27 protein-coding genes and 1 pseudogene are annotated in these 26318 nt (G+C 47.3%); 6 read left to right on the forward strand and 22 right to left on the reverse strand.

The features are described 5' to 3' along the window. Positions 1 to 253: 253 nt before the first annotated feature. The gene (locus tag BBB58_RS09590; RefSeq protein ID WP_074037012.1) at positions 254 to 883 is read left to right on the forward strand and encodes a helix-turn-helix transcriptional regulator; all 630 of its coding nucleotides are present in this window, start codon (positions 254 to 256) and stop codon (positions 881 to 883) included. A 14-nt stretch (positions 884 to 897) separates the two neighbouring features. Here the strand turns inward: BBB58_RS09590 and BBB58_RS09595 are convergent, their stop codons facing one another. Further along, positions 898 to 1656: a glucose 1-dehydrogenase gene (locus BBB58_RS09595; RefSeq protein ID WP_074037013.1), complete on the reverse strand. Its 759-nt coding sequence runs from the start codon at positions 1654 to 1656 to the stop codon at positions 898 to 900. 185 nt (positions 1657 to 1841) lie between these two features. Here BBB58_RS09595 and BBB58_RS09600 point away from each other — a divergent pair, with 185 nt between their 5' ends. Beyond that, positions 1842 to 2678 (forward strand): alpha/beta hydrolase, encoded by an 837-nt coding sequence (locus BBB58_RS09600; RefSeq protein ID WP_074037014.1) that lies wholly within the window; start codon positions 1842 to 1844, stop codon positions 2676 to 2678. A 36-nt stretch (positions 2679 to 2714) separates the two neighbouring features. On the opposite strand, the gene BBB58_RS09605 is transcribed toward BBB58_RS09600, so the two are convergent. The 7 genes and pseudogenes from BBB58_RS09605 to bglA all read right to left on the reverse strand — a co-directional run bounded on the left by BBB58_RS09605 (position 2715) and on the right by bglA (position 8354). Next, positions 2715 to 3668: an alpha/beta hydrolase gene (locus tag BBB58_RS09605; RefSeq protein WP_074037926.1), complete on the reverse strand. Its 954-nt coding sequence runs from the start codon at positions 3666 to 3668 to the stop codon at positions 2715 to 2717. Next, the gene (locus BBB58_RS09610) at positions 3661 to 4215 is read right to left on the reverse strand and encodes a helix-turn-helix domain-containing protein (RefSeq protein ID WP_031423702.1); all 555 of its coding nucleotides are present in this window, start codon (positions 4213 to 4215) and stop codon (positions 3661 to 3663) included. Before BBB58_RS09610 ends, BBB58_RS09605 begins: the two co-directional genes overlap by 8 nt. Before the next feature lie 120 nt (positions 4216 to 4335). Further along, positions 4336 to 4599: pseudogene (locus BBB58_RS09615) on the reverse strand (excalibur calcium-binding domain-containing protein). 114 nt (positions 4600 to 4713) lie between these two features. Further along, positions 4714 to 5538 carry an SDR family oxidoreductase gene (locus tag BBB58_RS09620; protein ID WP_074037015.1) on the reverse strand — a complete coding sequence of 275 codons (825 nt, stop codon included), beginning with the start codon at positions 5536 to 5538 and terminating at the stop codon, positions 4714 to 4716. A gap of 87 nt (positions 5539 to 5625) precedes the next feature. After that, on the reverse strand, positions 5626 to 5949 hold the full coding sequence (locus tag BBB58_RS09625) for an ArsR/SmtB family transcription factor (RefSeq protein WP_074037016.1): 324 nt from the start codon (positions 5947 to 5949) through the stop codon (positions 5626 to 5628). Positions 5950 to 6018: 69 nt separating this feature from the next. After that, positions 6019 to 6828: an MBL fold metallo-hydrolase gene (locus BBB58_RS09630; RefSeq protein ID WP_244150723.1), complete on the reverse strand. Its 810-nt coding sequence runs from the start codon at positions 6826 to 6828 to the stop codon at positions 6019 to 6021. An 89-nt stretch (positions 6829 to 6917) separates the two neighbouring features. Continuing rightward, complete coding sequence (gene bglA / locus BBB58_RS09635) at positions 6918 to 8354, reverse strand: 6-phospho-beta-glucosidase BglA (RefSeq protein ID WP_074037018.1); 1437 nt, start codon at positions 8352 to 8354, stop codon at positions 6918 to 6920. A 136-nt stretch (positions 8355 to 8490) separates the two neighbouring features. Here bglA and BBB58_RS09640 point away from each other — a divergent pair, with 136 nt between their 5' ends. After that, positions 8491 to 9201: a GntR family transcriptional regulator gene (locus tag BBB58_RS09640; protein WP_074037019.1), complete on the forward strand. Its 711-nt coding sequence runs from the start codon at positions 8491 to 8493 to the stop codon at positions 9199 to 9201. Positions 9202 to 9237: 36 nt separating this feature from the next. On the opposite strand, the gene BBB58_RS09645 is transcribed toward BBB58_RS09640, so the two are convergent. The 14 genes from BBB58_RS09645 to BBB58_RS09705 all read right to left on the reverse strand — a co-directional run bounded on the left by BBB58_RS09645 (position 9238) and on the right by BBB58_RS09705 (position 21309). After that, the gene (locus BBB58_RS09645; RefSeq protein WP_074037020.1) at positions 9238 to 9969 is read right to left on the reverse strand and encodes a hypothetical protein; all 732 of its coding nucleotides are present in this window, start codon (positions 9967 to 9969) and stop codon (positions 9238 to 9240) included. 15 nt (positions 9970 to 9984) lie between these two features. Further along, complete coding sequence (locus BBB58_RS09650; RefSeq protein WP_074037021.1) at positions 9985 to 11046, reverse strand: DUF58 domain-containing protein; 1062 nt, start codon at positions 11044 to 11046, stop codon at positions 9985 to 9987. 2 nt (positions 11047 to 11048) lie between these two features. Beyond that, positions 11049 to 11972: an AAA family ATPase gene (locus BBB58_RS09655; protein ID WP_074037022.1), complete on the reverse strand. Its 924-nt coding sequence runs from the start codon at positions 11970 to 11972 to the stop codon at positions 11049 to 11051. Beyond that, on the reverse strand, positions 11969 to 12259 hold the full coding sequence (locus tag BBB58_RS15440; protein ID WP_244150724.1) for a hypothetical protein: 291 nt from the start codon (positions 12257 to 12259) through the stop codon (positions 11969 to 11971). Before BBB58_RS15440 ends, BBB58_RS09655 begins: the two co-directional genes overlap by 4 nt. A gap of 75 nt (positions 12260 to 12334) precedes the next feature. Then, positions 12335 to 12739 (reverse strand): hypothetical protein, encoded by a 405-nt coding sequence (locus BBB58_RS15445; RefSeq protein ID WP_244150725.1) that lies wholly within the window; start codon positions 12737 to 12739, stop codon positions 12335 to 12337. Positions 12740 to 12888: 149 nt separating this feature from the next. Next, positions 12889 to 13380, reverse strand: a complete 492-nt coding sequence (locus tag BBB58_RS09665) for a DUF3916 domain-containing protein (RefSeq protein ID WP_084543078.1) — start codon at positions 13378 to 13380, stop codon at positions 12889 to 12891. Then, positions 13377 to 13844: a DinB family protein gene (locus BBB58_RS09670; RefSeq protein WP_074037024.1), complete on the reverse strand. Its 468-nt coding sequence runs from the start codon at positions 13842 to 13844 to the stop codon at positions 13377 to 13379. The genes BBB58_RS09665 and BBB58_RS09670 overlap by 4 nt, the downstream gene beginning before the upstream one ends. A 106-nt stretch (positions 13845 to 13950) precedes the next feature. Continuing rightward, positions 13951 to 15213 carry an NCS2 family permease gene (locus tag BBB58_RS09675; protein WP_074037025.1) on the reverse strand — a complete coding sequence of 421 codons (1263 nt, stop codon included), beginning with the start codon at positions 15211 to 15213 and terminating at the stop codon, positions 13951 to 13953. A gap of 648 nt (positions 15214 to 15861) precedes the next feature. Continuing rightward, complete coding sequence (locus tag BBB58_RS09680) at positions 15862 to 16398, reverse strand: Ltp family lipoprotein (RefSeq protein ID WP_074037026.1); 537 nt, start codon at positions 16396 to 16398, stop codon at positions 15862 to 15864. A 213-nt stretch (positions 16399 to 16611) separates the two neighbouring features. Beyond that, positions 16612 to 18090, reverse strand: coding sequence for a PH domain-containing protein (locus tag BBB58_RS09685; RefSeq protein ID WP_074037027.1), 1479 nt, complete (start codon positions 18088 to 18090; stop codon positions 16612 to 16614). Beyond that, positions 18087 to 18614 carry a PH domain-containing protein gene (locus BBB58_RS09690; protein ID WP_074037028.1) on the reverse strand — a complete coding sequence of 176 codons (528 nt, stop codon included), beginning with the start codon at positions 18612 to 18614 and terminating at the stop codon, positions 18087 to 18089. Before BBB58_RS09690 ends, BBB58_RS09685 begins: the two co-directional genes overlap by 4 nt. 65 nt (positions 18615 to 18679) lie before the next feature. Then, positions 18680 to 19354 (reverse strand): WGR domain-containing protein, encoded by a 675-nt coding sequence (locus BBB58_RS09695; protein ID WP_074037029.1) that lies wholly within the window; start codon positions 19352 to 19354, stop codon positions 18680 to 18682. 143 nt (positions 19355 to 19497) lie between these two features. Next, positions 19498 to 19965: a hypothetical protein gene (locus BBB58_RS09700; RefSeq protein WP_074037030.1), complete on the reverse strand. Its 468-nt coding sequence runs from the start codon at positions 19963 to 19965 to the stop codon at positions 19498 to 19500. Between the two features lie 252 nt (positions 19966 to 20217). Next, complete coding sequence (locus BBB58_RS09705) at positions 20218 to 21309, reverse strand: FUSC family protein (protein WP_074037031.1); 1092 nt, start codon at positions 21307 to 21309, stop codon at positions 20218 to 20220. A 175-nt stretch (positions 21310 to 21484) separates the two neighbouring features. Between BBB58_RS09705 and BBB58_RS09710 the strand changes: the two genes are divergently transcribed. The 3 genes from BBB58_RS09710 to BBB58_RS15450 all read left to right on the forward strand — a co-directional run. Further along, positions 21485 to 22105 (forward strand): NAD(P)-dependent oxidoreductase, encoded by a 621-nt coding sequence (locus BBB58_RS09710; RefSeq protein ID WP_074037032.1) that lies wholly within the window; start codon positions 21485 to 21487, stop codon positions 22103 to 22105. A gap of 16 nt (positions 22106 to 22121) precedes the next feature. Further along, the gene (locus BBB58_RS09715; protein ID WP_074037033.1) at positions 22122 to 25508 is read left to right on the forward strand and encodes a dynamin family protein; all 3387 of its coding nucleotides are present in this window, start codon (positions 22122 to 22124) and stop codon (positions 25506 to 25508) included. Positions 25509 to 25854: 346 nt separating this feature from the next. Then, on the forward strand, positions 25855 to 26318 hold a 464-nt coding region (locus BBB58_RS15450), incomplete at its 3' end, for an RNA-guided endonuclease InsQ/TnpB family protein (protein WP_244150780.1).

The following is a 26318-nucleotide window of genomic DNA, read 5'->3' on the forward strand; positions in this document are numbered from 1 at the left end:
TCCCAGTTCATGCTCATTTCAAAGTGTTTCTCCGTGAACAATCGAAATGAAATGTCGGGAAATTTCCGAAACGAGGAGGATGGCTCTTTTGAAGAGTATCGAGATGATTCGTCACGGATCATTGACATTAAAGGTGACTGATCACTTCACTGTTCTTTTTTGCAAGTCTTTTATGTCCGTGATTCGAGTGAACGGAGTAAGCCTCACCCTTCATCCAAGAGAAGCCGTTCTCTTGGCACGAGGATAAAGTGTCATGGTTGAGAAAATCGAGGAAGCGTCACCAATGAGGTTACTCGAATTTGATCCGACTGCTTTGTTCCATCCCGAGTTGGCGAAGCGATATGTGACGCCATATCTAAATACTGAAAAGTCCATACATATGATAAAACCGGAACGAGGTCATCAATCTATTATTCAGACGATTGAACGGGCCGTTCAACATTTATCTGCGGACGGTCCACTCGCATTGATGGATGCGACACTTCAATGTACAGTCATCTGGCGCTACTGGATTCAGCAAGAGACTGAAACGATGAAGAATGAGAACAAACGGGAAAGTCTTCGTCATATGCTTGCTTATGTCGACGCTCATATAGAGGACAGACCGACATTAGCCCAAATCGCTCATGCGGGCAGTGTGAGTCGAAGTGAGTGCTCTCGTTTGTTTTTATTCTTTGGAGACACATCTCCTATTGCGTATGTACAGATGAAGCGAATGGAGCGGGCCGCCACTTTATTAGAAGATTTGACGGAAGGTATCGCAGACATCGCCAATCGCCTGAGCTACTCAAGTGTCAGTCACTTCGTACAGACATTCAAAGCACATCATGCAATCACCCCGCTCGCCTATCGAAAACAATACCAAAAGAAAAGAGCCGAATAACCGGCTCTTTTCTTTTATCTTGCGGTCCACCCACCATCGGCTTTCAAAACATCTCCATTCACGAAGCTCGAATCATCCGATGCTAAAAAGAGGGCGACGTTCGCGATTTGCTCTGGTTCTCCCATCGGGGCTTCCCCCGCCCCTTGAATGGCGCGCATCCCAAGTTCGCTCGGTGCTGTGATGGTTGACCCAATATTCGTATTGACGCCACCCGGTGCGATGGCGTTTGCTCGAATCTTACCGAGCGTGCCATGTGTCGCCGCGATGTTCTTCGTCAATCCGATTAACGCATGTTTTGAGGCCACATACGCTGCACCACCTCGTGTACCGAATAATCCTCCGACCGATGCATTGTTGATGATGACGCCACCCCGGTTCTGCTTCTCCATCACTTGGATGGCGGCACGTGAAAGTTTCATCGGTCCGGTCAAATTGACGCCAAGGACACGGTCCCATAATTCATCCGTCACTTCTCCCACCGTCATGAAGTTGTCCATGATTCCCGCGTTATTGACGAGAATGTCGACCGAGCCGAACGTTTCTTTCGCCGCATCGACGAGTTTGTCAATATCCGTTTGATTCGTCACGTTACCAGCAATGCCAAGAACTTCCCCACCCGCTGCTTTGATTTCATCAACTACCGCCTGCACAGCATCTTCATTCAAGTCGAAGGCGACGACTCGTGCGCCTTCTTCCGCAAACAGTTTGGCGATGGCCCGCCCCATGCCTGAACCTGCGCCAGTGACAATTGCCGTTTTTCCTGAAAGCTTCATTCCTCATTCCTCCTTTGAAAGGTCAGAACGTATACGATGTGTGATGACAGTAATCTGCCTGTCACTATGTTATACCCACATTTGGTTGCGAGCCTCCTGAGAAACATGGCGATTTTTCTTCAATTGACTCCCAGCAATCTTTATACTTGAATGGAAAGCACTCCATTATATAAAGGAGAGATGACGTGAGACAATTCCATGCAACCGTCCATGGTCGAGGTGAACCTGTACTTTTCCTTCCCGGTGGAGGATTCACTGGGTCACAAGGCCAATTATTTGCCGAAGCATTACATAACGATTTCGAAGTTCACCTGTTAGATCTACCTGGATTTGGTGAAAGTGAGGGACTACATACATTCGCCACGTCCAAAGTACTCGCGGACTGGGTCGAGACGTATCGAATCTCACGACACCTTGAATCGGTTCGACTAATCGGTCATTCGATGGGAGGTGCCATCGCCCTGGCTTATGCAGTCCATTATCCAGACCAAGTCAGGCATTTGATACTTCTCGACCAAGGACATAAACCGAACGCTATGCTACCATATCGGGAATATGGCATCTTCGGATTCGCCTTACCGCTTTTACGTCTACTGTATCACCATTCACCACGACGCCTCTTGAACTGGATTGAAACGAAAGTGAATAAGAATGACCCCACGTTTTCTGAAGAGCGGTTCCAACTGTTCTGTCGACGAATCGGGGTCGAGCCGACGTTATCGATTCGTTCAGCTGTCGAGCAATCGGCCCGTCTTTCGACCGGTGGCTTACACTTGTTGTTTGGTTATGATGGATTGGATTTTAAGGACTTGTTACGACGCGTCCAAGTCCCGACGCACCTGTATTATGCGGATTTCACGGGAATTGATTTGAAGGAGGCGAAGCGAACGCTCCATCATGTCAAACGAGCGGAACGACTGCTTCATCCTTCTGTACAATTGATTGCCGTACCAGGTGGACACTTCGTTCAATGGAGCCGTCATTTCTCGATGGAAAACGTTGAGCGGTTCTTACATACATAAAACAAGACAGCGGAGAGGTTTCCGCTGTCTTGTTCGTCATGATGCCCAGTCGTGGCGCTTTAGCCATTCGTGAAGTTGATGCTGTAGCTCAGGATGGAGCGGTTCACTGAGTTGTGAACGATATTGTTTTTTCACGTCCAAAATACTCATCTCACCATCGAAATGTTTCAACATATGGTCCATGTCCTTAATCTTTTGTACCTCGATATGCTCTACGTGAAGTGCAGCGAGCTCATCTAGATGCTCGACGTCCGTTTGAACGTCCCGGTCTCCTGTCAGTGCGAGCGTCGGAATGTTCAATTGAACCAATCGTTCTCGAAGTGACACGTCTGTGTGTGCAAGATGCTCCCGTAACCATTTGGCAGGGAACTTCATCAGCTGGATCCGCATCGTATCCTGATCCGTTGCTGTGACGCGCTCGAACAGTTTTTGTTGTTTTTTTACGACCGACTTCTCATTCAAGCTAAAGCGAAGCAGTTTACCCTTGATCCCTTTCGTACGTTTCACTTCATCGAGTAAGGCATGCGCCTGTTCCTGCATGCTCGTCTTCAAGGCGACACCGGCACCAGACAACAGGATGAGACCAGAAACGGATTCACGTTCTGCTGCGAGTGTCGCGACGATACATCCTTCGCTATGGCCGAGCAATAAAACGTCTTGTGAGACATGGTCATGAGATTTCAGATAACGGACGACCGCCGACACGTCATCAACGAGTCCTGTCAGACCGACGCTATGTCGATTGCCACCACTCTTGCCAATCCCCCGTTTGTCATAGCGTAATGTGATGAATCCTTGGATCGTCAGCCATTCTGCTAAGTCTTTATACAAGTTTGACTTGAAGCCGGTACCGTTTCCGTCACGGTCCAATCCTCCCGTCCCTCCGATGAGGACGATGGCTGGAAAGGACGACCGTTCCTGATCGGGTGTCGTTATGGTGGCAGCAATGGTTGTTTCCCCTTGAATCAACACATTTTCTTGTTTATACATCATCCATCTCCTCCTTTTCTTCTACCGGCATGAACGCGTAGGAGAATTTCCGCAACGTACGTTCTTCAGATGGTTCATGCTCGAGCACTCCCTCTAAGAGATCGTAGAGACCTCTTAGGAATCGATCACTCTCGGCATCAGACAGATAAAGTGGGATACTCCGAAAGCCGACCTTGTCTCCTTGAAGGTCGATTTTGTCCCGCTTTAAATAGTCTCCGAAATCCATGAGCAGTGACATCGCGAACGTGTAACATATTTTATATAGTTGTTCACGATCTTCCTCTTCGACGACTTGATTGACAGCGGTCAATGGATTGTTTTGAATCGCGTACACTTTTTCATACACTCCACGTACTTTGTTCTCACTTGCGACAGATAAAATCTCGTCTTGTACCATCTTGTTGATATGGCGATAGAGGCTCGCTTGGGGCACATCGGGAAGCAACTTTGCCAACTCTCCGGTCGTCACTTGCTCGTTCATGAGAACGTGCTGAAAAATTTTCATGCGAATCGGGTTTAACAGACTTTTTAAAACGTCTTGATTCATCATCTTCACCTCATTATTATCATATTTGATAATATTATTACTTATGATAATATCATGCGTCCGAATATGTGTCTATGTCCATATAAAAAGCCGCCCTCATTGGCGGCTATATACATGTTCTTATCTCTCACAGGCGATTCCATCTTTGTCGCGATCACGTGCTTTGTTCGCGTCATATAGTGCTTTACTTACATATGGCGTGTAACGTGTCTTACCACCTTTATTTTTCGTCGTCTTTTACTTGGCTACACCACCTTTATACGTTTTGTTTAACTCTGTACAGTTTTTAAATGTCTTGACCGCTGCATCTACTGATTTTGTCGGTGTTGAAGACAATCCGATGACTAGAATGAATGTTGAAAGTGCTAGCATGACTTTTTTCATGAAATCCCTCCTCTTAGATGGTATATCGGGTAATTTTGTGTGAGTTGAATCATTCTCAAAACAACATAAAAAATCCTTCTCATTTTATATAGAAAACAAAAAGGATATGATTCATTATTTCTTTTCAACGACACCTCGGACAATCGCGAAGAATACCCGGTTCGGAAGATAACGCTTGAGGGCAATCAAAAGGCCCGCTTGTTTACCTGCTGGATAACGGAGTCGTTTCTTCCGTTCGGTCGCGGCTCGCCAAATCGTCTCAGCGACAACGTCTGGACCTTCGGCGTTCGCACCAGCGGCATTCGTGTTATGGAGCGCAACCTCTGTGTAGCCATCATATACATCGAGCGGTTGGTCACGGACGAGTTCTTGGGAACGACCGTAAAAGTCTGTCTTAATCGGTCCCGGCTCAATCAATTTCATGTCGATATTGAAAGGTGCCAACTCGAACTGGAGCGATTCGATGAATCCTTCAATCGCCCATTTTGAACTGTGATACAAGCTGTAAATTGGGAATGTGATCTGTCCACCGACGGAGGAGACGGTCACGATCCGTCCGCTCCGCTGTTTACGAAAGTATGGCAGTGCTGTCCGGATCACATTCATGACCCCGAATACGTTCGTATCAAATTGCCGTTGAATCTGTTCGGGAGAGGCTTCCTCGAAAATCCCTACCGCTCCATACCCAGCATTGTTCAACAACACATCCATCGTTCCGTGATCCGAGACGATTTGTTTAAATGCCTCTCGGATACTCGTCTCGTTCGTCACATCTAGCTGATAGAGAGACACCCCTTTTAGGTGAGACAGTTCTTGATGATCTTCAGGTCTTCGCATCGTAGCGGCGACATGCCAGCCTCGTTTGCTGAACAGTTCGACCGTCGCTCGGCCAATTCCGCTCGATGCTCCTGTGATGACAATCGTTTGTTTTTGGTTCATATTCATTCCCCTTTAATGTTTATATGTTTAAACTTTTAAACTCATTGGTGAAAAAGAAGCCTTTCTCCCTGTTTCCAAAAAGAAAGGTCAAAGGATGCATTCGTCTTCTATCGCTCGTGTCAGTGCCTTCAGCAGTCCGACCGCATTCTCGAGCGTCAGGAAGTAAAAGTTCTCTGTCCCGACTTTCTCTGATGAGACGATGCCCGCTTGTCGAAGTAGTTTGAGATGATGCGAGATGGCCGGTCGAGACAACTCAATCTTCTCATCAATCTGATTGACGTTTAAGCGTTCATGTTTGGCGATCTCGACGATGATGCGTTGACGATTGACGTCGGCTAATACTTGGAACAATGGAATCGCATCTTCAAATAAAGATAACGAGACTTCGGGTGTGGCATCTGGTTGTTTCATATTCATCACTCCGTTTAAAAGTTTAAACGTTTAATCCTGTACTAAGAATACTAGGTGATCCGCCTTCTGTCAACGAAGTTGTTCGTACACTTCACGTAGAATGCTTGCAATCATGTGTCTCGAGTCATAATCCCGCTTGGAGATTTTGACGAGCGGCGATGGTTCGGGGAAGAGCTGGGCATTGATGTCGTCAATGTTGTAGCCCGCTGCAGTTTTTGTTATCACGTTATCAGTCAAACGTTCTAGATAATCGAGCTTTTTGGTCAGTTTTTCCCTTCCCTGTTTGAGATGCCCGGCGTGTTGGCAATAAACTTCCTCGAAATTAAGACTCAGAACACGTTTGAGAGAACGAATCTGTTCAGGTACCGACTCCTCCGGAATCATCACCTTCGGATAAGGATGGACGAACAAATCACCCGAGAACAGCCGACCGTTCTCCTCGTCGTATAAGACGACGTGATTCGGTTCATGACCAGGTGTATGGATTACCTGATAAGTATGATGTTCTGATGTGATCTGATTGTCATAATAGGCAATCGGCTGAAACGGTTCGGGGTCTCCTGAAAAGCGTGCCCGATAATCTGGGATGTCTAGCCCCGTCCGGCACATGTCCCTGGCGGATTCTCGTATGTAAATTGGGACACCGTATGTCCGTTCAAGCCAGGCTGCCGTTCCGATATGGTCTTCATGGGGGTGCGTGATGCTGACAAGATCGATTGGAACCGACTCATAAAACGGTTGAAGTTCGGGTAGCATCGTGCGTGTTCCCGTATCGATGAGCATCCCGTCGATATAATACACATACATCGACATCTCGAATGGACCGTTCTTTACGTTGGCACAAACAGCCGTCACCGGTCCATAGTTCTTTATTTGCATCATGCGTCCCTCCAATTTTTCACTTTTCTTCATTATATCGAAAAAGAGCAAAGACCTGCAGACATTTCACAGTTCTTTGCTCATCTTATTTAGAGATTCTCTCCGTTCGTCGCGATGACTCGCTTATACCAGTCGAAGGAGTCCTTTTTCATCCGCTCCTTCGATCCGTTCCCTTCATTGTCACGGTCGACATAAATCATCCCGTATCGCTTCTTCATTTCTCCCGTCGTGAACGAGACGATGTCGATGATGCCCCAAGGTGTGTACCCGATCAAATCGACCCCGTCATAGAGGACGGCTTGCTTCAATTGTTCGATATGTGCCTTCAAATAATCGATTCTTGCCGCGTCATGAATCTTCCCGTCGACAATCTCATCGACGGCACCAAATCCATTCTCGACGATGAAGAGCGGGATTTGGTATCGATCATAGAGTCGGTTGAGCACATAACGGAGTCCGACCGGGTCAATCGCCCAGCCCCAGTCACTCGACTGGATATACGGATTCTCGACCCCATTCGGCAGACCACCGTTGACGATATCGCCGCTGTTGTCCGCGACGACGTCACTCTTCACAGTCGTCGACATATAATAGCTGAAACCGAGATAATCGACCTTTCCGTTCTGTAGGATTTCTTCGTCCCCTTCAAGGATTGGGATGTTATACCCTTCCCGCTCGAACTCGTTCAATGCGTAGCTCGGATAGAAGCCTCGTACTTGTACGTCCGGGAAGAAATAGCGTTGACGCATCATCTCTTCGGCGAGCATGACGTCATCTGGGTTTGATGAATACGGATAAATCGGTACGTGAGAGACCATCGCTCCAATCTCGAAGTCAGGATTGATGGCTTTCCCTTTAGCGACGGCGAGAGCGCTCGCAATCAGTTCATGGTGCCCAGTCTGATACATGACTTCGCGGGCGTTCTCCCCTTCTTCTAAGAGGACTCCAGAATTCGTCCATAAGAAGAGTGGATTGTTGACGTCCATCTTATTGTTGATTTCGTTAAACGTCATCCAGTACTTGACCTTGTCTCTGTAACGGTCGAAGCAGACCTCCGCGAAGCGGACGAAGTGGTCGACGACGGCACGATTTCGGAAGCCACCGTATTCACGGGCAAGATGGAGCGGCATCTCGAAATGCGAGAGCGTGATGATCGGCTCGATATCGTACTTTAACAGCTCGTCGAACAAGTCGTCATAAAATTGAAGACCTGCTTCGTTCGGTTCTGCGTCATCCCCGTTCGGGAAGATGCGACTCCACCCAATCGAGGTACGCAAGCATTTCAATCCCATCTCAGCGAAAAGCGCCACATCTTCTTTGTAACGATGATAGAAATCAATCGCCTCATGGTTCGGATAGAACTCGTTCGGCTCGACCTTGTCTGTGATGCGGCGAGCGACGCCGTGTGCGCCTGCTGTCAAGACATCGACGACGCTCGGCCCTTTTCCGTCAGCGTCCCAGCCGCCCTCGAATTGATGGGCGGCGAGTGCGCCTCCCCATAGAAAATCGTTCGGTAATGTCTTCATTGTAAGTCCTCCTTCACATGAATCGTACACGTCAAGTATAATTGTACCGGTACAATTATACAAGGTCGGTACATTGAATTACTTTTGTTTTATTCATGATATAATAGAACCAGTGACGAAAAAGTGAGGAATGACCATGCTAAAATACCAACAAATCGCGAATGAAATCGAACAATACATCCACGAACAAAACTTAAAACAAGGCGATAAGCTCCCTGTCCTTGAGCAGATGATGAATCAATATGGAGTGAGCAAGAGCACTATCACGAAAGCTTTAGAGCTGCTCGAACGAAAGGGTGTCATTTTTCAACTGCGAGGAAGCGGCATTTTCGTCAGACGACATAATCGACCTGGCTATATGAGCCTCTTCTCGACCCAAGGTTTCAAGAGCAATCTCGGAGACCGTGTCTTGACATCTGATGTGATTGATGTGTCTGTCGTGAAGCCAGACTCGACGGTTGCAGAGAATCTCGGGATTGACGTGTCGGACGATGTATATCGGGTCGAACGGGTAAGGTATGTGGATGGAGAGGTGCTCTGTCACGAGGAATCCTATTATGTGAAAGCTATCGTCCCCTATTTGAATCGCGAAATTGTGGCAGACTCTATTTTCGATTATGTCCAAAGCGCGCTCGGCGTCACGATTGGATTTTCTGACATGTATCTACAGGTCGGGCGATTGACGGAAAGTGAAGCGGAACACCTCGGATTGCAAGAGAATGATCCGACACTTCGCATCGAGACGATCTTCCATCTCACGAATGGGAAACCATTTGACTATTCCCGCATCACCTATCATTACACACATTCACAGTTCGTCATTCAGGCGAACGGGCCCTATATGTAAAGACAACCCCTCATGCGCGCATGAGGGGTTGTTTAATCATTTACTATGCCTCTTTTTAGTCCGTCGATACGTCCAATATCCGAATGGCAACATCGCTAACACCGCAATGCCAATCAATCGATTGGTGCTCGATGTTGGCTTGTTTGACTCTTCCTCATCCGAATAGCCATCCGCTCCATCCATCATCCCTTCTTCGGCATTCCCTTCAATACTTTCATGCTCTTCAATCAATAAGGTTTGAAACGCCTCAGTTGAAATCGCATCTCCGCTAATCATCTGTTTTGAATTAGATGTCAACGCTGTCAACATGTCCCCATCATAATCAAACCACGCCGATTCTTCTGTGTACTTCACGAGATCGCCTTTAACGTTCATCAACGCTTTCGGAGTTTCTTTGTCAGAACCGAACGTTGAGAACGCATATGTATTTGCGGATTGTTCATACGTTCCGATCACGTTGACCGGTTCATCATCTTGAAAGACGGTCGCCACAAATTCTTTTATTGGGACGAACGTACACGTTTCCCCCGTTTTGTAGCAAGAGGATGACGGAATATACGTCTCCAACAACGGACCGAACGTGATGTTCTCGCTGTCGTTCATATGATAGTAGGTCGGGTCATCTCCCTGGATATGATCCACAACAATGTCATAAAAATGTTCATCCGCAAAACGTTCCGCCGAAGATTCGGTCATCTCGGCTGATACGGTTGTCGTACTCGCAAGTAGTCCGATACAACATATGAATAAGCTCGTCATTCGTTGCATGTGTTTCTCCTTTCATCATCCTGAAGATTTCAAAAACATCGCGTAATTGATGTGAATCAATTCGGCATGCGGTTGCTTGTGACGACTGACATATGACGTGAATCGTGATGACGCGACAAATGCATTTGATTCATGGATCATCGCCAGTCGTACGAGAATCAGGCGTAATTGTTTTCGTCCTTCTCCAAGTACAATATGGTCGATTTGCTTGTGTTTGTCGAGTCGGTTGATCAAGAGCTCTACTTTGCAGTCTTCTTTGATTAAATATGAGACCCAATACGCCGTCTGTTGAATCAAGTCTTCATATTGCGCATGGAGCCCATTGCCGAGCGGCCCGCTCAAATCGAGAGAGATCGTGAACGTGTCGAGGTTTTGTCGCTCGTAGACTTTTGCCTGGACATGGCCGGTCTTTGAAGTGGCGACCCAGTCAATCTGTTTGGCCGGCTCTTTCTCATATCGTTTCGCGCTTTGAATCATCAAAGGGTCTTTCAGCGGAGAATGTTTGACGATGCGGTCACCCATCCGAATCATGCGCGATTCGGATATCGGCGATTTCGTGATGGCGGGCAACACGATCCATGAGGGAAGCGTTATCCCCTCATCCGTGAAGAAGAGGGTTCCCAAGTGAAACGGTAAGGTGACACGCATGACACATGTATGAATCGAAGCGGGTCCTCGCTTCACAACAGAGACGGACACATGATGAATGTCTTCTTCAATCCGTGAATCATATGCGCCTGACCCGTTCTCGAAAGACATCCGTTCATCCCCCTCCAATCGAATCGATAGCGGGACGCCGAGGGCAATGATTCGCTCATACCCATCAATGTGAATGACACATGTCGTCTTATCGTCGATGAACAAGAGGTCTTCTTTCTGCCGGATGGAAAATGAGACTTCGTTTGAAAGTGTTCGAATAATTCGTTTCCGGATGAACATGACGATTAATAATGCTCCGCATACATAAGCGATGGGCCATATATAAGGCATCCACATGGTGAGGAGGCCGAGACTGACATAAGCCGGCCAAAGTTGGTCTTGTAAGATGGATGGTGTACTGATTTCGACCTGTCGCATCGTTACACCTTTTCGACGGGGACAGTTACGGATTCGAGTACGTCCACCAACACTTGTCGCTTCGTCGATTTGATATTCCCTTCAAGGGTGAGGGTCAATCGGTGCGAGAGGACATGTGGCGCAACGGCTTGAACATCTTCAGGCGTGACAAACTGACGATCGTTCAAGTACGCATAAGCTTGTGAGGCCTTGACGAGCGCTAGCGTCGCCCGTGGACTCGCCCCGACTTCGACTAACGGATGTTGCCTCGTCTCTTGGATGAGTGCGAGCAAATACGTGACGACATCTTCATGAATCCGAATATTCTCGACTTCTTCTTGTGCTTCTAAAAAAGCTTCATTCGTCATCAAGGCATGCACTGTCTGTCTCGTCTTTGAAATCGTCTGCAAAATCAAGTTCCGCTCTTCGTCTGCCCCTGGATATCCGACTTGAAGGGACATGAGGAAGCGGTCGAGTTGGGCGTCCGGTAGCGTGAACGTTCCCGCCGACTCGATCGGGTTTTGCGTCGCGATGACGAAGAATGGTTTCGGTAGTTGATAGGTGACACCACCGATAGAAACTTGGCGTTCTTCCATCGCTTCAAGCAAGGCGGATTGCGTTCTCGGAACGGCGCGGTTCACTTCATCAATGAGTAAAATATTCGTGAAGATCGGTCCGGTGCGGTTCTCGAACGTCTGGGTCTGCATATTGAAGAAGTCTGAACCGATGATATCAGAAGGCAGCAGGTCGGCTGTGAATTGAATTCGGGCGAAGTCTGCATCAAAGCTTTTGGCGATGCTTTTCGCAAGTAACGTCTTCCCCGTCCCAGGCACATCCTCTAGCAAGATATGGCCGTTCGCCAATAGGGCTGTGCAACATAATTTTGTGATTTCCGGTTTACCGAGGTAAATGCGGTCTAATTGGTCCAATACGTGTCGGATGGTCATGAGTTCGACTCCTTTTGTGTGCGTAGTAGGTATTCATCAAGTTGTTGGGTGAACGCTCGCTCACGTTGTGGTGAGATGTTTCCATCATCATAACGTGTCTGTAAATAGGTAAGTAGGGATGCATCGAGTTCGATTCGTTTCGCCCAAGTCGACAACGTCTCATACGGGCGACGACGTTTATATGGAGGTAACGCTGCTTCGAATTGAATCAACTGTTGTCGAATAGCCGATGCTGGTAATGGATGAACCGTTCGATTTATCTGCATCGACGCGTTGTCAGAAGTCACTAGCGAGTGATCCTCGATATCTAACTCTCCCTCCTCGCTTTGTTTCTTCGAGGGGCGTCGTTTTTTCCAGAGCCATCATCCGAGCAAGATAAGCAGTCCGGTAATCATGTATGGGAGGTAGGAAACACTGTTCGACTCCTCTGATGTGGGATTGCCGTAAGAAGGAAATTGGTCCTTGATCCGCTCTTTCGGTGTACCACCTGAACCCTCTTCTGAATCAATCATTGCTCCGTCTGGACCGTTCCCTTCTGGTTCTTCATATGGCGCATCCCCACACCAAAAGTCGACATCCGTCACTTCGAAAATCCCTAAAAATTTTCGTTTGTCATGACAGTCGGTGACCCAACTTGTAATCTCGCTCCCTGAGATATCTAATGATTGGTAGTAACGGTATCCCAGTTGACCGGAATAAGAGATAAGGGCGACAAGTAGTAAGGAGAATAGGATCCCTGACACAAAAATCGTTTTGGCTTGTTTCATTGGCGTTTCCGTTTATGTAGATTCGGTTTCATCTCAAGTGACGGCTCCTCCCATAGTCTAAATCCTTTTTTTGGAAATCGGATTAAATGGATTATACCATGAACTTTTACGGAATATTCAGTTGTTTTTAGACAAATAAAAATGCCCGTTCATTGAACGAGCATCCACACTTCTCTACCTTCACCCTCTTCATCGAATATCCACTCTTCAAATCCATACACGCGGATATCCTGGTCACTCCGAACGCCCCATTGGTTTATAAACGTTCTTACATAAGGGATTGGAATCCATTTTTGGTGGGGTTTATCACGCCGCATGAAAATTTGTAACACCTCTTCATTTTGAAACACGAGAATCTCAGAGTTCCACAATGTAGGGAAATCCAGTAACACGACAATTCGCATTTGTTCATCCACACGCCGTTTCGCTAGACGTGTCGCCTCATCGAACAGAGTATGAATGATTGTCTGTTTGATTCGGGCACTATGTTGAATATCAAGTAAAAAGGTTTGTCCGACCGGAATCTTGGCATACCAATAACCATCATGAAACTCAGTTGGCAGGCCATGATGATTTTCTTGCATATTGCGCTGAAGACGACTTAATTTTCGTTTTAGACCACGCACTTTCCGATGTCTCATTTCAGGATGGACTCGACTTGCTTCATATGGTGTCGGTCATGCTCGATAAACTCCCCGATGATTACATGTAACGAGTAGGGGGCACCTTGATGCGGATCATGCGAGACACCATTCGCTGTCGTTTTGTAAGTCAGCGCTTCTTCACTTAAGGACTCGAGCATGGTGATGAGTGCTCGTCGACTTTGTAGTGATTCCTTCAATACGACTTCACCCGATAACTTCTCCGCCCTTTTCGTCGCTCGCGCGTTGAAAGAGTCAAAGTCAGGAAAGATCATCCCTTCCCCGTTCTTCACCGATGGGATGATGACATTCAAAAGATGGTTGTCCCAATGGGCGACATGTAAAACGATTTGCTTGATGGACCACTTCTCCGAGTTTATCTGTTCATTCCAATCGGATTCACTCAGCTTTCCTAACGAATCGAGCCATTCTGTGTACGATGCGAATTCTTTAATAACTTGCATCCAATCCCCTCCCCGTTCTTTTCAAATTACTGCGATTATAGCACGAACGACTCTTTTTAAAATCAAAAAACGGCACCGTTCGTTATGAACGATGCCGCGCGTGTCTCTATAACCAGACTGGTAATGAGAAGAAAACTAAGAACAATACGGTCAAGACACCGACGACCGGACTGAGCGACCGATAGCCCTTCTTGAACAAGACGATCATCGTGTAGGCGATGAATCCGAGCCCGATGCCATCGACGATGGAATACGTGAACGGAATCATGATGATGACAAGAATTGCTGGGAAGGCATGTTCCCAGTTATCGAGCGGCAAATGCTTCACGTTCTGGAACATCATCATTCCGATGATGATAAGAACCGGTGCGATCGCCGTCACAGGAATGATTGCAAAGAGCGGTAGCAATAAGAGCGATACCACATACAATCCAGACGTGACGAACGAAGCAATCCCGCCTCTTGCCCCGACAGATATCCCGGCAGCCACTTCGACCGTCGAGACCGTCGGGCTGGACCCGAACATGGCCCCTGCCATCGTCGAGAGACCTTGCGCGACGAGACCTTTCGGCGCCTCTTCTTCTTTGCCGATTGCCCGTGTCTGATTCTGAATCAAGCTGATGTTTTCAATCAACAAGACGAGCGTCAGCACACCGACCGCGACGAAGAAGAGTGGAGATGTCGAATCGGCGAACGAGATGTTTCCAAATACCGTGCCGAACGACTCGAAGAACGGTGTCAACGCGAAGCTTCCCGTCCAATCGAGTGTTCCCATCACGGCACTTAGTCCGACACCGAAACCGATCGTCCAAAGGAAGCTGCTCGGCCCCATCTTCAAGAACAGTAAGATGGCGACGAAGAGTGACAGGAATGCGACTTGGACGTCACGCTCCCCGAGATCACCGATGTGAAGCAATGCCCCACCCCCGCCTGAGACGATCCCTGCCGCCTCGAGCCCGATCAAGATGAGGAAAAGGCCGAGACCGACCGTCAATCCGTCATGAATGATCGGTGGAAACGCATTCGCCAATTTCCTCGCCACTTTGGTCACCGTCAATAGTACGACGAGTACACCTGAGACGAATGAGACCGCGAGCGCACTTTGCCAGCTCAACCCCATCTGTAGGACGAGCGTGTACGTGAAGAGCGCATTAATCCCCATTCCCGGTAACAAGAGAAGCGGTAGATTGAAGAATCCCGCAATCAACGTCCCGATGATGCTTGTCAAAATCGCTCCGACGAGCGCCCCCTCGAACGGGAGTCCGGCTTGTGTCAAAATTGCCGCATGCACGGCCGGGATGTATGCTGTCGCCAGAAAGTTCAGCACGCCCCCGTATGTTTCTGTTTTCCATTCTGTTTGTTTTGCCATAGGAATCAATCCTTTATTGGCACCCTCACCCACCCGTGTATACACACGGGATTGATTATATCCTGTCAGACATCTAACAAGCAAGAGTGATTCGACTCAATTCCTTCTTTGGACCCATTCATGAGACCGATTCCATCAAAAGATTCATTTTATAAAACAGGAACGTTTGTTCTTGTTTTCGGCGCATTTTTGCGAACAAATCTGTTATAATGAAGAAGCAGGTTAACGCAGCAATAGTGGGGTCAGCCGCCAAGTCCACAATGGAGGAAGGCGGTGGTGCGGATGGAACAACTTTGGACCTGGGTTGGGGATTATGTCATGATCCCAATCCTCGCTCCGATCATCGTTCACTTGGTGATTCACCGAACATCCGATCGTGCAACGTCTAAAAGCACAAAAAAATGACCCCCTCGGTGCAATGAGATGGGTCACTTTCTGATTCACTAACCATTGTGGCGGCTGGGACCACTCTTAAAGTGGTAGCCTGTAAGCCAGAGGTCGGTGTGTCCAGCACCGGTCTCTTTCTACTTGCATCATACCATACTTTATCCGCGTTTTCAGTAAGAGAAACATCATTTGATATGAAAATCACAAGAAACTGAATCGAGAAAGAGGGATTCTTGTTCAAGAATCCCTCTTTTTCCATAATTATAATCCTACTTTATCGACACCATATGTTGCTTCCTCTGTCGTAAACCCTTCGAACTCCAATTGCTCGATTAGACCACTTCTTGAGAATCCGCTTAAATCTAAATAGCTTTGAGCTTTATCAGCAGCTTGCTCTTTCCAATCTACTTTAATATTTTCTACCGCAAACGAAGCTTCTTCAGTGGAAAATCCTTCAAACTCTAGTTGATCGATTAATCCACTTTTTGAAAAAGCTGTGAATTGTAGATAACTTTCAGCTTTACGAATCGCATTTTCTTGTGCTACTGAAAGTGCAGGTTCCGCAGGTTCTTCTACTTCCGCAGGTTCTGTCACCTCTTCAGTTTGTTCTTCTGTTGTAGTCGCTTCAACAGTTGAAGCTTCATCGACCGTATTTTCTTCTTCGGTCGTTTCAACAGAAGACGGTTCTGAAGTCGGTGTTTCCTCCTCACCGCCAGAAACTCCAATCAATACAATTACTGCTAATACCCAAACCCACCATTTCTTATAAAAAGGTTTTTTAACTTTTTCCTTAGACATATAATTTCATCTCCTAAAAATATAATCTCTTTTTTACTTTATTGTAATAAACGTAACATAAGAAGATAATTTTGGGAATATATTTTTTAAGAATAATGTAATTTATTTATATTTATATCGGACTAAATCCAAAATTTAAACGTTTAAGTATAAAATATACCATATAAGTTTAGGGAGGAAGTGAAACAAAAAACACCCGACCAAATGGTCGGGTTAATGAGAGTAACGTGAGAACCAGACGAGCATCGCGTCCGCATCTTCTTTCGGAATATCATCGATGGTCTCAACAGATAAGAATCCTCCACGTGTCGAGAATTGCACCGTACATAGTCCAAAACGACGTTGCAAGAGCGATTGCTTCACTTGAATCTGTTCGATCCGTGGTTTGTCTGTCAAAAATGATTGGACGTTGAATGCTCCAGTGCGTAACTGGATGAATTGATCCGTGCGGACATATTTTGTGGTGATGTAACTGAGGACGCGTCCCCCGATGATGATGACCCACAAGAGCATGAGCCACCAGGCGTAATCTCGGAAGAAGTAAAGGACGATCCCTGATATGATAATCCCGAACCAGCTGATTCGGAGTAGCTTGATTCCTAAGGCACGTCTCGGTAATCGATGAAGTTCGTCCGACCATGTGAAGTGCGTGAAATGTTCACGGAGCACCCGCATCGCCCGGTCACGACGAACGAACGGGAGAATCGTCGAGGATTCATCTTTCAATTCATCCATCGTCCCTGCTGCGACGAGTTCGACCCCGACGATGTGGAACCAGCGACGAATGAACGTCTCTTTGATGCGAATCGCTTGAATCTTCTCATATGGAATTTCTTTCGCGCTTCGATTCAACAATCCCTTCTCGACACGAATGCGTTCCCCTCTCCGCTCAAGTCGGAAGTTCCCATACTTCAAGAAGTTGATGACCATGCCAATCACGATCGATAGCATCAACACTCCGATGACAAGAAGACCGATGGCGATGATGGACGCATGGACGACATAATCTTCGACCTGGTTGAATGCCCCATCCAAGTTAATGAAATCATCGATTGATGAGATGATGGTCGAGGCGACCGGGAAGATGGCGAAGACAGAGAGCGACGTGATGGATGCCAATACGATTTCACGCGTGGACAAGGCATATAACAGACGGCTTGGTAACGGCTCTGTCTGTTCGGTTGCAACCTTTTCCTCTTCAGTGTCGCCTTCGGTTTGTGTATTCTGTTTACGATGACGGACTTGCTCAAGGATTTCTTCAAGTCGTTTGGCTTCGGTCGGAAAGACACCTGCCAGTTTGAAAGAGGCATCGTCACTGTTGGCATTCGTATCAAACGTCAATTCGACCACACCAAGCAATCGATAAAGGAACGGGCTGTTCGAATGGACACTTTGAATCTTATAGAGCGGAAGCGACTTCTCTTTTTTCAACCAGTTCCCTTCAATGACATAGACGGTTTTTTCGTCCTTTGTATAACGAAAGTTTAACCACCCAAAGAATTTCTGCACAATGTCGAGCAATAGGAAAAGTAAGATCCCGACTCGGATGATGATACCGAATGTCGAGTCCCAGTCGTTGTTGAGCACGAAGAGTAAGACGATTGGAATGGCGAACGACTTGATGACTTCGAGAATACGCAGCACCAAAACGCGACTTGGAAGTCGATGCCATGTTAACGCGGTCTCGGTCATACGACATCCTCCTCTTCGATACGTGCATAGATGGCGATTTGTTCGCGGAGTGTCTTGGCGAATGACTCTTCGATTGCATAGATGTCATGAGATCCAGCAGCTGTTCCGATGGTGATGGTCTGTAACCCATATTTACGAAGAAGCGGACCTTGTGCAGCATGGACATACTGCACTTTTGTCATTGGGATGAGCACATCGTGTGTCGTGATGATCCCATGATGAATCCGAATCTCGAGCGGCTGGACATCATATGTGAAACGTTCTTGTTTCCACTTTTGGAACCAGATGATATCAACCAAGCTATAGACCACATCGATTACGAGTAGTACGATAAAGCCAATTTGTAGCCAAGTCGGCCAGTTAAACCAGTATGCGGCAGCAACAAGCGCTCCCGTGACGAGAAGTCCAATGATATAAAAAATCGCACTTGATAGCCGGAAGACAGCACGTGCCTCGGTTGGAAGTGTGCCGCTGATTCGTTGTGGTGTGACACCTTCTTCTGGTGTCGGTGTTGTTTCTGACATGGTGAATCCCCCTATCGTTCATATGTATCTGTCTTTATTGTATACGCAGTTCTTCTCAAAAAGTTTCAGGATTCGGTCGGGAATTTATACAATCGCTCATATACCTCTTCGAAAATTGCCTGATCCTCTTTTTCGAAAGCCTTTTTCAATCGTTGAATGGCCTCTAATCCTTCCGCTTTCAAGTCATCCGTTAACTTTCCTGTTAGTTTAATGGAAGTGAAGGCACCAGCGACGATGACTTGGTCGCATGTATAGGCATACTCATACGTGGCCCAGTCTTCTGGTGCATATACATCTCGATTGATCCAACTTTCGATTAGGGCGTAGGCATAAGATAAATAGCAAAGGTCGCTGTCTTTTCGTATCAACTCTTCATACATATCCAACGCATCGGCTCCAGCATCATTTCCGAACGGTGCATATTCTTCCGTACAATCCACATAAAAGTCATCATTGAAAAATGCCTGATACTCCGGATGTGAGGTCAGAAAACTCGGTCCTACTTCCGGGTCATTCACATAAATATGGTTGTCCCAATCGAAAAGAGATTCAACATATCCTTTTTTCAATTTTTTTCGAATGAGTTTCTCCACCTCGTTCATACATTCCAACTCGGATTCAAAAGACTTTACTTGTACCTTTCCGATGGTCCCAATTTTTCCGTATTTTTCAGCAAACTCATCACCTTCAACAATGATGTTCCAATACTTCGTAACCTGCTTAAACGATCTTTTGATCATTCAGATTCCATCCCGTCTCAAAATTTTATGGAGTAAGATCATTGTACCTCGGATCGGATGAATAAAAAAAAACGAACCTTCTCAGCGGTTCGTTTCCCTTATCATTTCGTAACTTCTCGCGAGTATGATCATAGATGATAACTTTACTTCGGCTCGTAGCGGAATCGTCCGATTTTTTCGTTCGCTTTCGCATAGAGTGTCTCTAGTGAAAATCGACTCGGTCGAGAAAGTTCTTTGGCGTAAACGGCTTCAATGGTTTTGTCGACATAGCTATTTTCTTCTTGAAGATATTCCATAAGTAACATTTTATAGTCTTCAGAAGTCGCGTCTTTATGTTTCAAACCATCCAGTTCATCAAGATAAACATCATTTTCTGCTTTAAATCCTTCTAGCTCTTTGACTGCCCCGGTCACATCAACATTATCCATCGGTAAACTTGATAACATTAGCATTTTTATCTGATGATTCTGAGCATCCGCGAGAATGGTTCCTGCATCAAAAGAGATAACCGGTCGAGGATCAACTTCTTCTGTGGAGGATATCGAATCGCAACCAATCAACGATATCATTATTATTGTCATCAGGATGAATGTTACTAAGATCCTTTTCATGTTCATCCCTCCTGCAAAAATCAAATCATAAAGTCAACATTCACAATGATTTATCTAGACTAACATAATTTACGTTTATTACCAAATGTATCGTTAGAAATTTATTGCTTTATAATCGGGACTCATCCTTAGTAATCGACTGATGATCAATTAAACATCGCTACAAAAAAACCATGAAGGCACACACGATTCTGTGTACTCATTCATGGCCCAATGACATGTTGGTCTTAATTTTCTTGACGGTTTCGTTCTTTAATCCTCGAAGAACCACTTCTTACGTGGTTCCACTTTTAAGTTGTCCCCATGTTTCTTCATTTCAGTGACAAGATAGCGTTCGAGTTCATTCATTGCCTTGACCCAGTCAGTCATCGTCGCCACGAGTGGCACGACAATGAGAATGAGTTCTTCCTCTTCTTCTCGCATGCGCTCAATCATCAGTTTCGCAAAGTCAAAGTTCTCATGGATGAGATCCTCTTCCCGGTCGATGAGATGCTCGTTCTCAAGCTCGTAGGCTGAAAATAATCGTTCATGTCGACGCAACAAGTGACGAATGTGGCGATACAGCTCTTCGCTCAATTGGGGAGGTAGTTGTTCAATCGTATGAAAATCATGATCGAGTTTCTCGATGACGTGGAGCGCGGCACGGTTCGTCTCAATCATTTTAGACTTCAGGACAGCTCGACGGAAGATCGGTGTCTTCTTCTCAAGCCATCGATTCGCTTTAATTTCTTCTTCAAAATAGGCGTACGTTTGTTTTGAGTCGCTATGCAACTTCTTCGTCTCAGGTAATGATTCGAATGAGGAGCGCCCACCCTCTGTTTCCGCAAATAACCGCGCGATTCGAACAACCATTTGAAATGTGTCGGTGATTTGTGCTTCGAGTTTCCGTTCATATCGCGGGGGGAACAGGAGCGCATTCACAATCAACGCGACCGTAATTCCCATCATGATGAGTAGATAACGCTCGCCTGCAAACACCCACACCGGCATATCCGACTGGCTCGCCCCTTCCATGATGAGAATCGTCGTCAAGATGACGGTCCGTGTCGTCGATTCTAAATTTAAAAAGAGAAGGATGGAGATGGCAATGATGATGACGAATCCGATCGCAATCGGTGTCGGATTCGGAGTGAGTAGCAAGGAACCGACCGCAAGCAATGCTCCAATCAAGTTCCCTTTCATCTCTTCAATCAAGCGAAGCCCAGTCTGATAAACTGACGGCAGGAGCGCGAGTGACGCAGCGAGTGCCGGAACGACGATTTGTTGGAATTGAAATGCCTCAGCAATCAGTAGGACGATTGCGACCGATAGCCCAGTCTTAATAGTTCTAGCCCCAAATTTCATGTAATGGTGCCTTCCTCTCTTACACCTGTCATATGTATTTTTTGTTTTTTTCTTCAATTCTAAAACGTACCATATTCTTTTCAAGGGGAAATGAACCATTTCAGGCAGTTTTGTGAACGCTTCCGTGTTATGATGGCGTTGGATATTTCTTTCATCTTGATGGGGAGGGGTTTACTTGTCAACAATTGCTTTATTTGGCGGAAGTGGCCGTACAGGGGAACGGATACTTGAACGTTTATTGAATCAAGGACATGACGTCAAACTTTTAACAAGACATTCGATGGATTCTAAGGATGGTATCAACCAAATCATCGGAGACGCGACGGACCAAGCAGCAGTACTAGAAACGGTTCGATCTGCAGACGTCGTTATCTCGGCGTTAGGGACGGACAAACAAAACGTATTGTCTACATTCACACCACTCGTGATCGAAGCGATGAAACAATTTAACGTAACACGCATCATCACGGTCGGGACCGCCGGCATCTTACAGGCGCATGATAGCGACAACTATCGCTTTGAAACGAAAGAATCGAAGCGTACGATGACAACCGCAGCCGAAGATCATGCCCGCGCTTATGAGTTATTACGGGATTCAGGTTTAGCCTTCACGATCATCTGTCCGACTCAACTGATCGATGAGCAATCTACCGGTGAAATCATTGTGTCAAAAGAGGTATTGGGGACGAAACATTCAGGTCCAATTTCGAGAGATGACGTTGCCGATTTGGTGATGGCTTGTTTAACGGACGATGACTATGTCGGACACCGTGTCGGCATCACGACGGAATCATAATTAGGGGATGGGAAACATGCACGAACAACAAGAACAATTGGCACGACTCGCTTTAACGTTTGAACAAGAGGAGATGACGGACGCTGCACGACTCGCCCGTACCGCCCTACAAAAAGTAACAAATGAAGAAGTATGGATTGCCGTCTGTGGTCACTTCTCAGCCGGAAAGTCGACATTGCTCAATGACTGGCTAGAGGAAGGGTTCCTTCCGACAAGTCCGATTCCGACGAGTGCCAACATCGTCACATTACGGGGTGGCGAATCAGCGGCAGCCGTCGCAATCAATGATACGGATTGGATTTCATTAGATCCTTCTTCCCTATCAAACATCAGTGACTATTGCAAAGTGGAAGAAATCAAGGAAGTCGAGTATACCATCGATCGATTCCCGTTTGGCGAACACGTCGTCTTGATGGATACGCCAGGGATTGATTCGACGGATGAACGTCATCGCCAAGCGACAGAACGTTCGCTCTTCTTGGCCGATCATCTGTTCTTCATGATGGACTACAACCATGTGCAATCGGAACAAAACATCGGGCTGATGAAACAATTTAGCCGGGAAGGACGTCCCTACTCCATCATCATCAACCAAATCGACAAGCATGATGAGCGTGAACTCTCTTTCGTGGAGTTCAAAGCGTCATTGACGAAAGCGTTCCGACATCATGACATCGTCCCAAATGACACATTCTACATTTCACTTCGTGATGGGCAACATCCGCATAACGAAGTCGAGCGCTTGCGGTCATATGTACGTCAAGTCATCGACGAGGCAAAACAGCAACAAGTCGAGCATGCGGATGCATTGATTCATACGCTAGTCCGCCGCAACGAAACATCGATTCAATCGATGTTGGACCAATTGCCAACCTATGAAAAGAGCCCGAAGGAAATGCAATCTCGTCTACATCGTCTTAAAAAGAAACGGGCATGGTGGACCTCATTCCGTCGTGAGTTCTTTAAACACCAAACACCGATCGTTCAAAGTGCGCCGATCATGACTTATGAGTTCCGTGAGTTGTTGCGGTCCTATCTCGAGAGTTGTGCCCCGTCCTTCAAGGTCGGTCTCTTATTCTCAAAAGAGAAGACGAAGCAAGAACGAGCTCGTCGTGAGGAAGTGGCAGTCAAAGAGTTCAATCGTCTGATTGATATGAACTTACGTCCACATCTCGTGAAGTACGCGGAAGACATCATCCGAGATTTGAAACTTCCAGAGACTCTCCTGCCGAAAGGCGATGTCCTCCCGATTGCACCAAGCTCACTCATCACCGAACAAGTGAAATCCGGTGCATCCCTAAGTGGTGATACGGTGTTGCAGTTCAGTCGTGACATCGAGACGGCCCTCGCGACATGGGTAACAAAAGTATCTGAACCTTGGGTCCACTCGACGGATACGTACATGAAAGCGGAAGTCGATTTGCGCTTGGAACAATTTACGACTGAAGAGGAAGCGTTGTATGAAGCGCTCGATACGGAAGCGTTACGGATTCGTCTTTCGAACCGTCTGAATGCTATCGGTCAATATGAAGCGTTGCAACTTGATTCAAATCAGTTAGATCAGTTGGCCGTTCGAAACTATGTCGACGCGACGTACCTTCCTGAAAAACAGTCGAATGTTGTTGAATCAGAGGTTGCATCGACGTCGATTTTAGATGATGATCAGGACTTGTTTGATTTTAATTTTTCTTATGAAAATGCGGTATGTGAAATATTAGAGAATCATCCATTGTTCCGCTCCCGTGTCTCGACATTACGTAAGAAAATCGAGCGCGCGAAGCATGAGCAATATACGTTCGCCATCTTCGGAGCATTTTCGGCTGGAAAGTCCTCGACTCTCAATGCGCTATTCGGTGAGACGGTATTACCGACGTCCCCTAACCCGTTGACGGCATCCATCACAAAGATCGTCCCGCCGAACGGACGGACGAATCGAAGGGCATCGATCACCTTCAAATCACACGATGAACTCGAAGAAGAGTTACAAGGTTATGGGACTTCCCTCACCTCGCTCGATGTCGACCACCCGTTCGTCAATGCGGTAAAAGCGGCACCGCTCGATTATCTCGGACAAACGGAAATCGTCGACTATGACACGTTCTGCGCGTTCGTCGCAAAAAAAAAAAAAAGCTGTATCGTGAAAGAAATCGAACTATATCTCGACTCTCCTTGGGCACGGCGTGGCATCGTCTTCGTCGATACGCCAGGTGCCGATTCGCAGTTCAATCGTCATAGCGAGGTACAGTTCGGCTACATGCGTGACGCGGACGCCGTCTTGTTCGTCACGTATTATAATCATGCGTTCACGGAAGCGGACCGGGAGCTCGTCATTCAGCTCGGACGGGTCCAAGGGACGGGAGACCACGAGATGTTCTTCCTCGTGAACGCCTCTGATCTTGCGACAGATGACGAGGAGCGGGATGCAGTCACAAGCTATGTCTCACAACAGTTGACCGCGCTCGGTGTCCGCAGACCAAGCGTTCTCCCCATTTCAAGCCGAAACGCCATGCATGGGGATGACGAAGGATTCGATCGATTCGTCTCGACACTTGAACGCTATGTCGACAAAGACCTTCGTCTCGCCAACGCAATGCGTATACAGGAAGAAACGACAGCGCTACTCGCTGCATTTGATCGTGTTTTGAATGAAGCGAAAGAAGACGCGTCGGCGAAAGAACATCGTCGCCAGCAGTTAATCGCTTTACTCGAGAACCCACCGGCACTCGATGTGTCAGCACTCATCGATTTGTTTGACCGGGAAGCGAAAGAACTCCTCGCCCACCTCGAGACGCGTTCGCTCCTCCGCCTCTCGGACTTCGTCAAGGAAACGTTCCATCCGGTCGAGGTCGATGGATCAAGGAAGAGCTTGGAGCGTGCCCTCGGACGGACACTCGATAAGTATGCCTATGACATCCAGCAAGAGCTCCAAGTGTTCCAATATCGGTTGGAGCGATACGTTAAACGCGAGTTCGTCGCCTTGGTCGAACGGTTGACAGAACGTCAAGCGTCTCTCCTTCCGACGCTTGAATTCGACCGAGAACTCGACGTGGCATGGCTACGAGAGGCTGTCGAACCGATTCATCTCGAGACATCACCTTATCAGTCGGTATTGAAGCGCTATAAGAATGCGAGTCAATTTTTCGAGGGAGACGGACGGACGCAACTGAAGGATGAGTTGACCTCACTTCTTAGGGATATGATTCGGTCGCGTCTTGAAACGATTCATACGAAGCAAATCGAACGGGCCAACACGGAAATCAGTAAAGCTGAAGTCGAGATTGAACGAGAGTGGTCGACTCAATTGAAAGAACTTGCCGATGCAGAGCTCAGCATGTTGACGGACAACCATTCCTTTGATGAGATGCATGAACGTCTCGAATCGCTCAGAAAGGAAACGGTATGAACACATTACTGCTCATCGGACTCATTCCCGCTGTCGTTATGACGATTTTTCTGGGGCTGTTTCTGAGATATCTCTATTTGAACAAAGAATAACGGGAACGGTCCTCGATGCGCACATGACATCGAGGACCGTTTTAACTAAATCAGGCGAGAATTCTCCCTCCTCTAAGCGTCTCGGGGCGAAGCCCGGCGTAGGTGGGAGATGAATCGCCCGGTCCAACAGTTTTCTCTCCCTATGACAGATGTTACGAACAAAAGTTCGGGATTCCGTCAGATTCTCCCTCCCCCTCCGTGGGTATCGGATGAGGAGGACACATCACGATCTGCTGGAGGGAGGAGGGACGGACATGCTGAAAGGCTACACATATAGGCTCCATCCGACGCCGGCACAGGCCGATTTCTTGGTCCGTATGATCGGCTGCGCCCGGTTCATCTACAACAAGCTGCTCGAGGACCGGATCGCCATCCGCGAGGAGGCGAAGGCGGGGAGCGGAACGAGACGGAAACCGGCGACACCCGCCTCCTACAAGCCCCTGTTCCCATTCCTCGCCGAGGCGGACAGCCTCGCGCTCGCGAACGCGAAGCTGAACCTCGACACGGCGTTCGCGAAGTTCTTCGCCGGGACGGGCGGCTTCCCGGTGTTCAAATCGAAACGGCGGTCGCGCGCCTCCTACACGACGAACAACCAGCATGGCACGATCCGCATCGAGGCGGGCAAGGTCCGTCTGCCGAAGGTCGGGTTCGTGCGGTTCACCCAACATCGTCCGTTCGAGGGAATCATTAAGTCGGCGACGGTCTCGATGACGAGGAC

The organism is Exiguobacterium profundum, assembly GCF_001909285.1.
Classification (GTDB): Bacteria; Bacillota; Bacilli; order Exiguobacteriales; family Exiguobacteriaceae; genus Exiguobacterium; species Exiguobacterium profundum.

Excerpts from the sequence above, each read along its gene's own strand:
- BBB58_RS09590 (WP_074037012.1), top strand. The coding sequence starts at position 254 with ATGGTTGAGAAAATCGAGGAAGCGTCACCAATGAGGTTACTCGAATTT.
- BBB58_RS09595 (WP_074037013.1), bottom strand. The coding sequence starts at position 1,656 with ATGAAGCTTTCAGGAAAAACGGCAATTGTCACTGGCGCAGGTTCAGGC.
- BBB58_RS09605 (WP_074037926.1), bottom strand. The coding sequence starts at position 3,668 with ATGTATAAACAAGAAAATGTGTTGATTCAAGGGGAAACAACCATTGCT.
- BBB58_RS09610 (WP_031423702.1), bottom strand. The coding sequence starts at position 4,215 with ATGAATCAAGACGTTTTAAAAAGTCTGTTAAACCCGATTCGCATGAAA.
- BBB58_RS09620 (WP_074037015.1), bottom strand. The coding sequence starts at position 5,538 with ATGAACCAAAAACAAACGATTGTCATCACAGGAGCATCGAGCGGAATT.
- BBB58_RS09625 (WP_074037016.1), bottom strand. The coding sequence starts at position 5,949 with ATGAAACAACCAGATGCCACACCCGAAGTCTCGTTATCTTTATTTGAA.
- BBB58_RS09630 (WP_244150723.1), bottom strand. The coding sequence starts at position 6,828 with ATGCAAATAAAGAACTATGGACCGGTGACGGCTGTTTGTGCCAACGTA.
- bglA (WP_074037018.1), bottom strand. The coding sequence starts at position 8,354 with ATGAAGACATTACCGAACGATTTTCTATGGGGAGGCGCACTCGCCGCC.
- BBB58_RS09640 (WP_074037019.1), top strand. The coding sequence starts at position 8,491 with ATGCTAAAATACCAACAAATCGCGAATGAAATCGAACAATACATCCAC.
- BBB58_RS09645 (WP_074037020.1), bottom strand. The coding sequence starts at position 9,969 with ATGCAACGAATGACGAGCTTATTCATATGTTGTATCGGACTACTTGCG.
- BBB58_RS09650 (WP_074037021.1), bottom strand. The coding sequence starts at position 11,046 with ATGCGACAGGTCGAAATCAGTACACCATCCATCTTACAAGACCAACTT.
- BBB58_RS09655 (WP_074037022.1), bottom strand. The coding sequence starts at position 11,972 with ATGACCATCCGACACGTATTGGACCAATTAGACCGCATTTACCTCGGT.
- BBB58_RS15445 (WP_244150725.1), bottom strand. The coding sequence starts at position 12,739 with ATGAAACAAGCCAAAACGATTTTTGTGTCAGGGATCCTATTCTCCTTA.
- BBB58_RS09665 (WP_084543078.1), bottom strand. The coding sequence starts at position 13,380 with ATGAGACATCGGAAAGTGCGTGGTCTAAAACGAAAATTAAGTCGTCTT.
- BBB58_RS09670 (WP_074037024.1), bottom strand. The coding sequence starts at position 13,844 with ATGCAAGTTATTAAAGAATTCGCATCGTACACAGAATGGCTCGATTCG.
- BBB58_RS09675 (WP_074037025.1), bottom strand. The coding sequence starts at position 15,213 with ATGGCAAAACAAACAGAATGGAAAACAGAAACATACGGGGGCGTGCTG.
- BBB58_RS09680 (WP_074037026.1), bottom strand. The coding sequence starts at position 16,398 with ATGTCTAAGGAAAAAGTTAAAAAACCTTTTTATAAGAAATGGTGGGTT.
- BBB58_RS09685 (WP_074037027.1), bottom strand. The coding sequence starts at position 18,090 with ATGACCGAGACCGCGTTAACATGGCATCGACTTCCAAGTCGCGTTTTG.
- BBB58_RS09690 (WP_074037028.1), bottom strand. The coding sequence starts at position 18,614 with ATGTCAGAAACAACACCGACACCAGAAGAAGGTGTCACACCACAACGA.
- BBB58_RS09695 (WP_074037029.1), bottom strand. The coding sequence starts at position 19,354 with ATGATCAAAAGATCGTTTAAGCAGGTTACGAAGTATTGGAACATCATT.
- BBB58_RS09700 (WP_074037030.1), bottom strand. The coding sequence starts at position 19,965 with ATGAAAAGGATCTTAGTAACATTCATCCTGATGACAATAATAATGATA.
- BBB58_RS09705 (WP_074037031.1), bottom strand. The coding sequence starts at position 21,309 with ATGAAATTTGGGGCTAGAACTATTAAGACTGGGCTATCGGTCGCAATC.
- BBB58_RS09715 (WP_074037033.1), top strand. The coding sequence starts at position 22,122 with ATGCACGAACAACAAGAACAATTGGCACGACTCGCTTTAACGTTTGAA.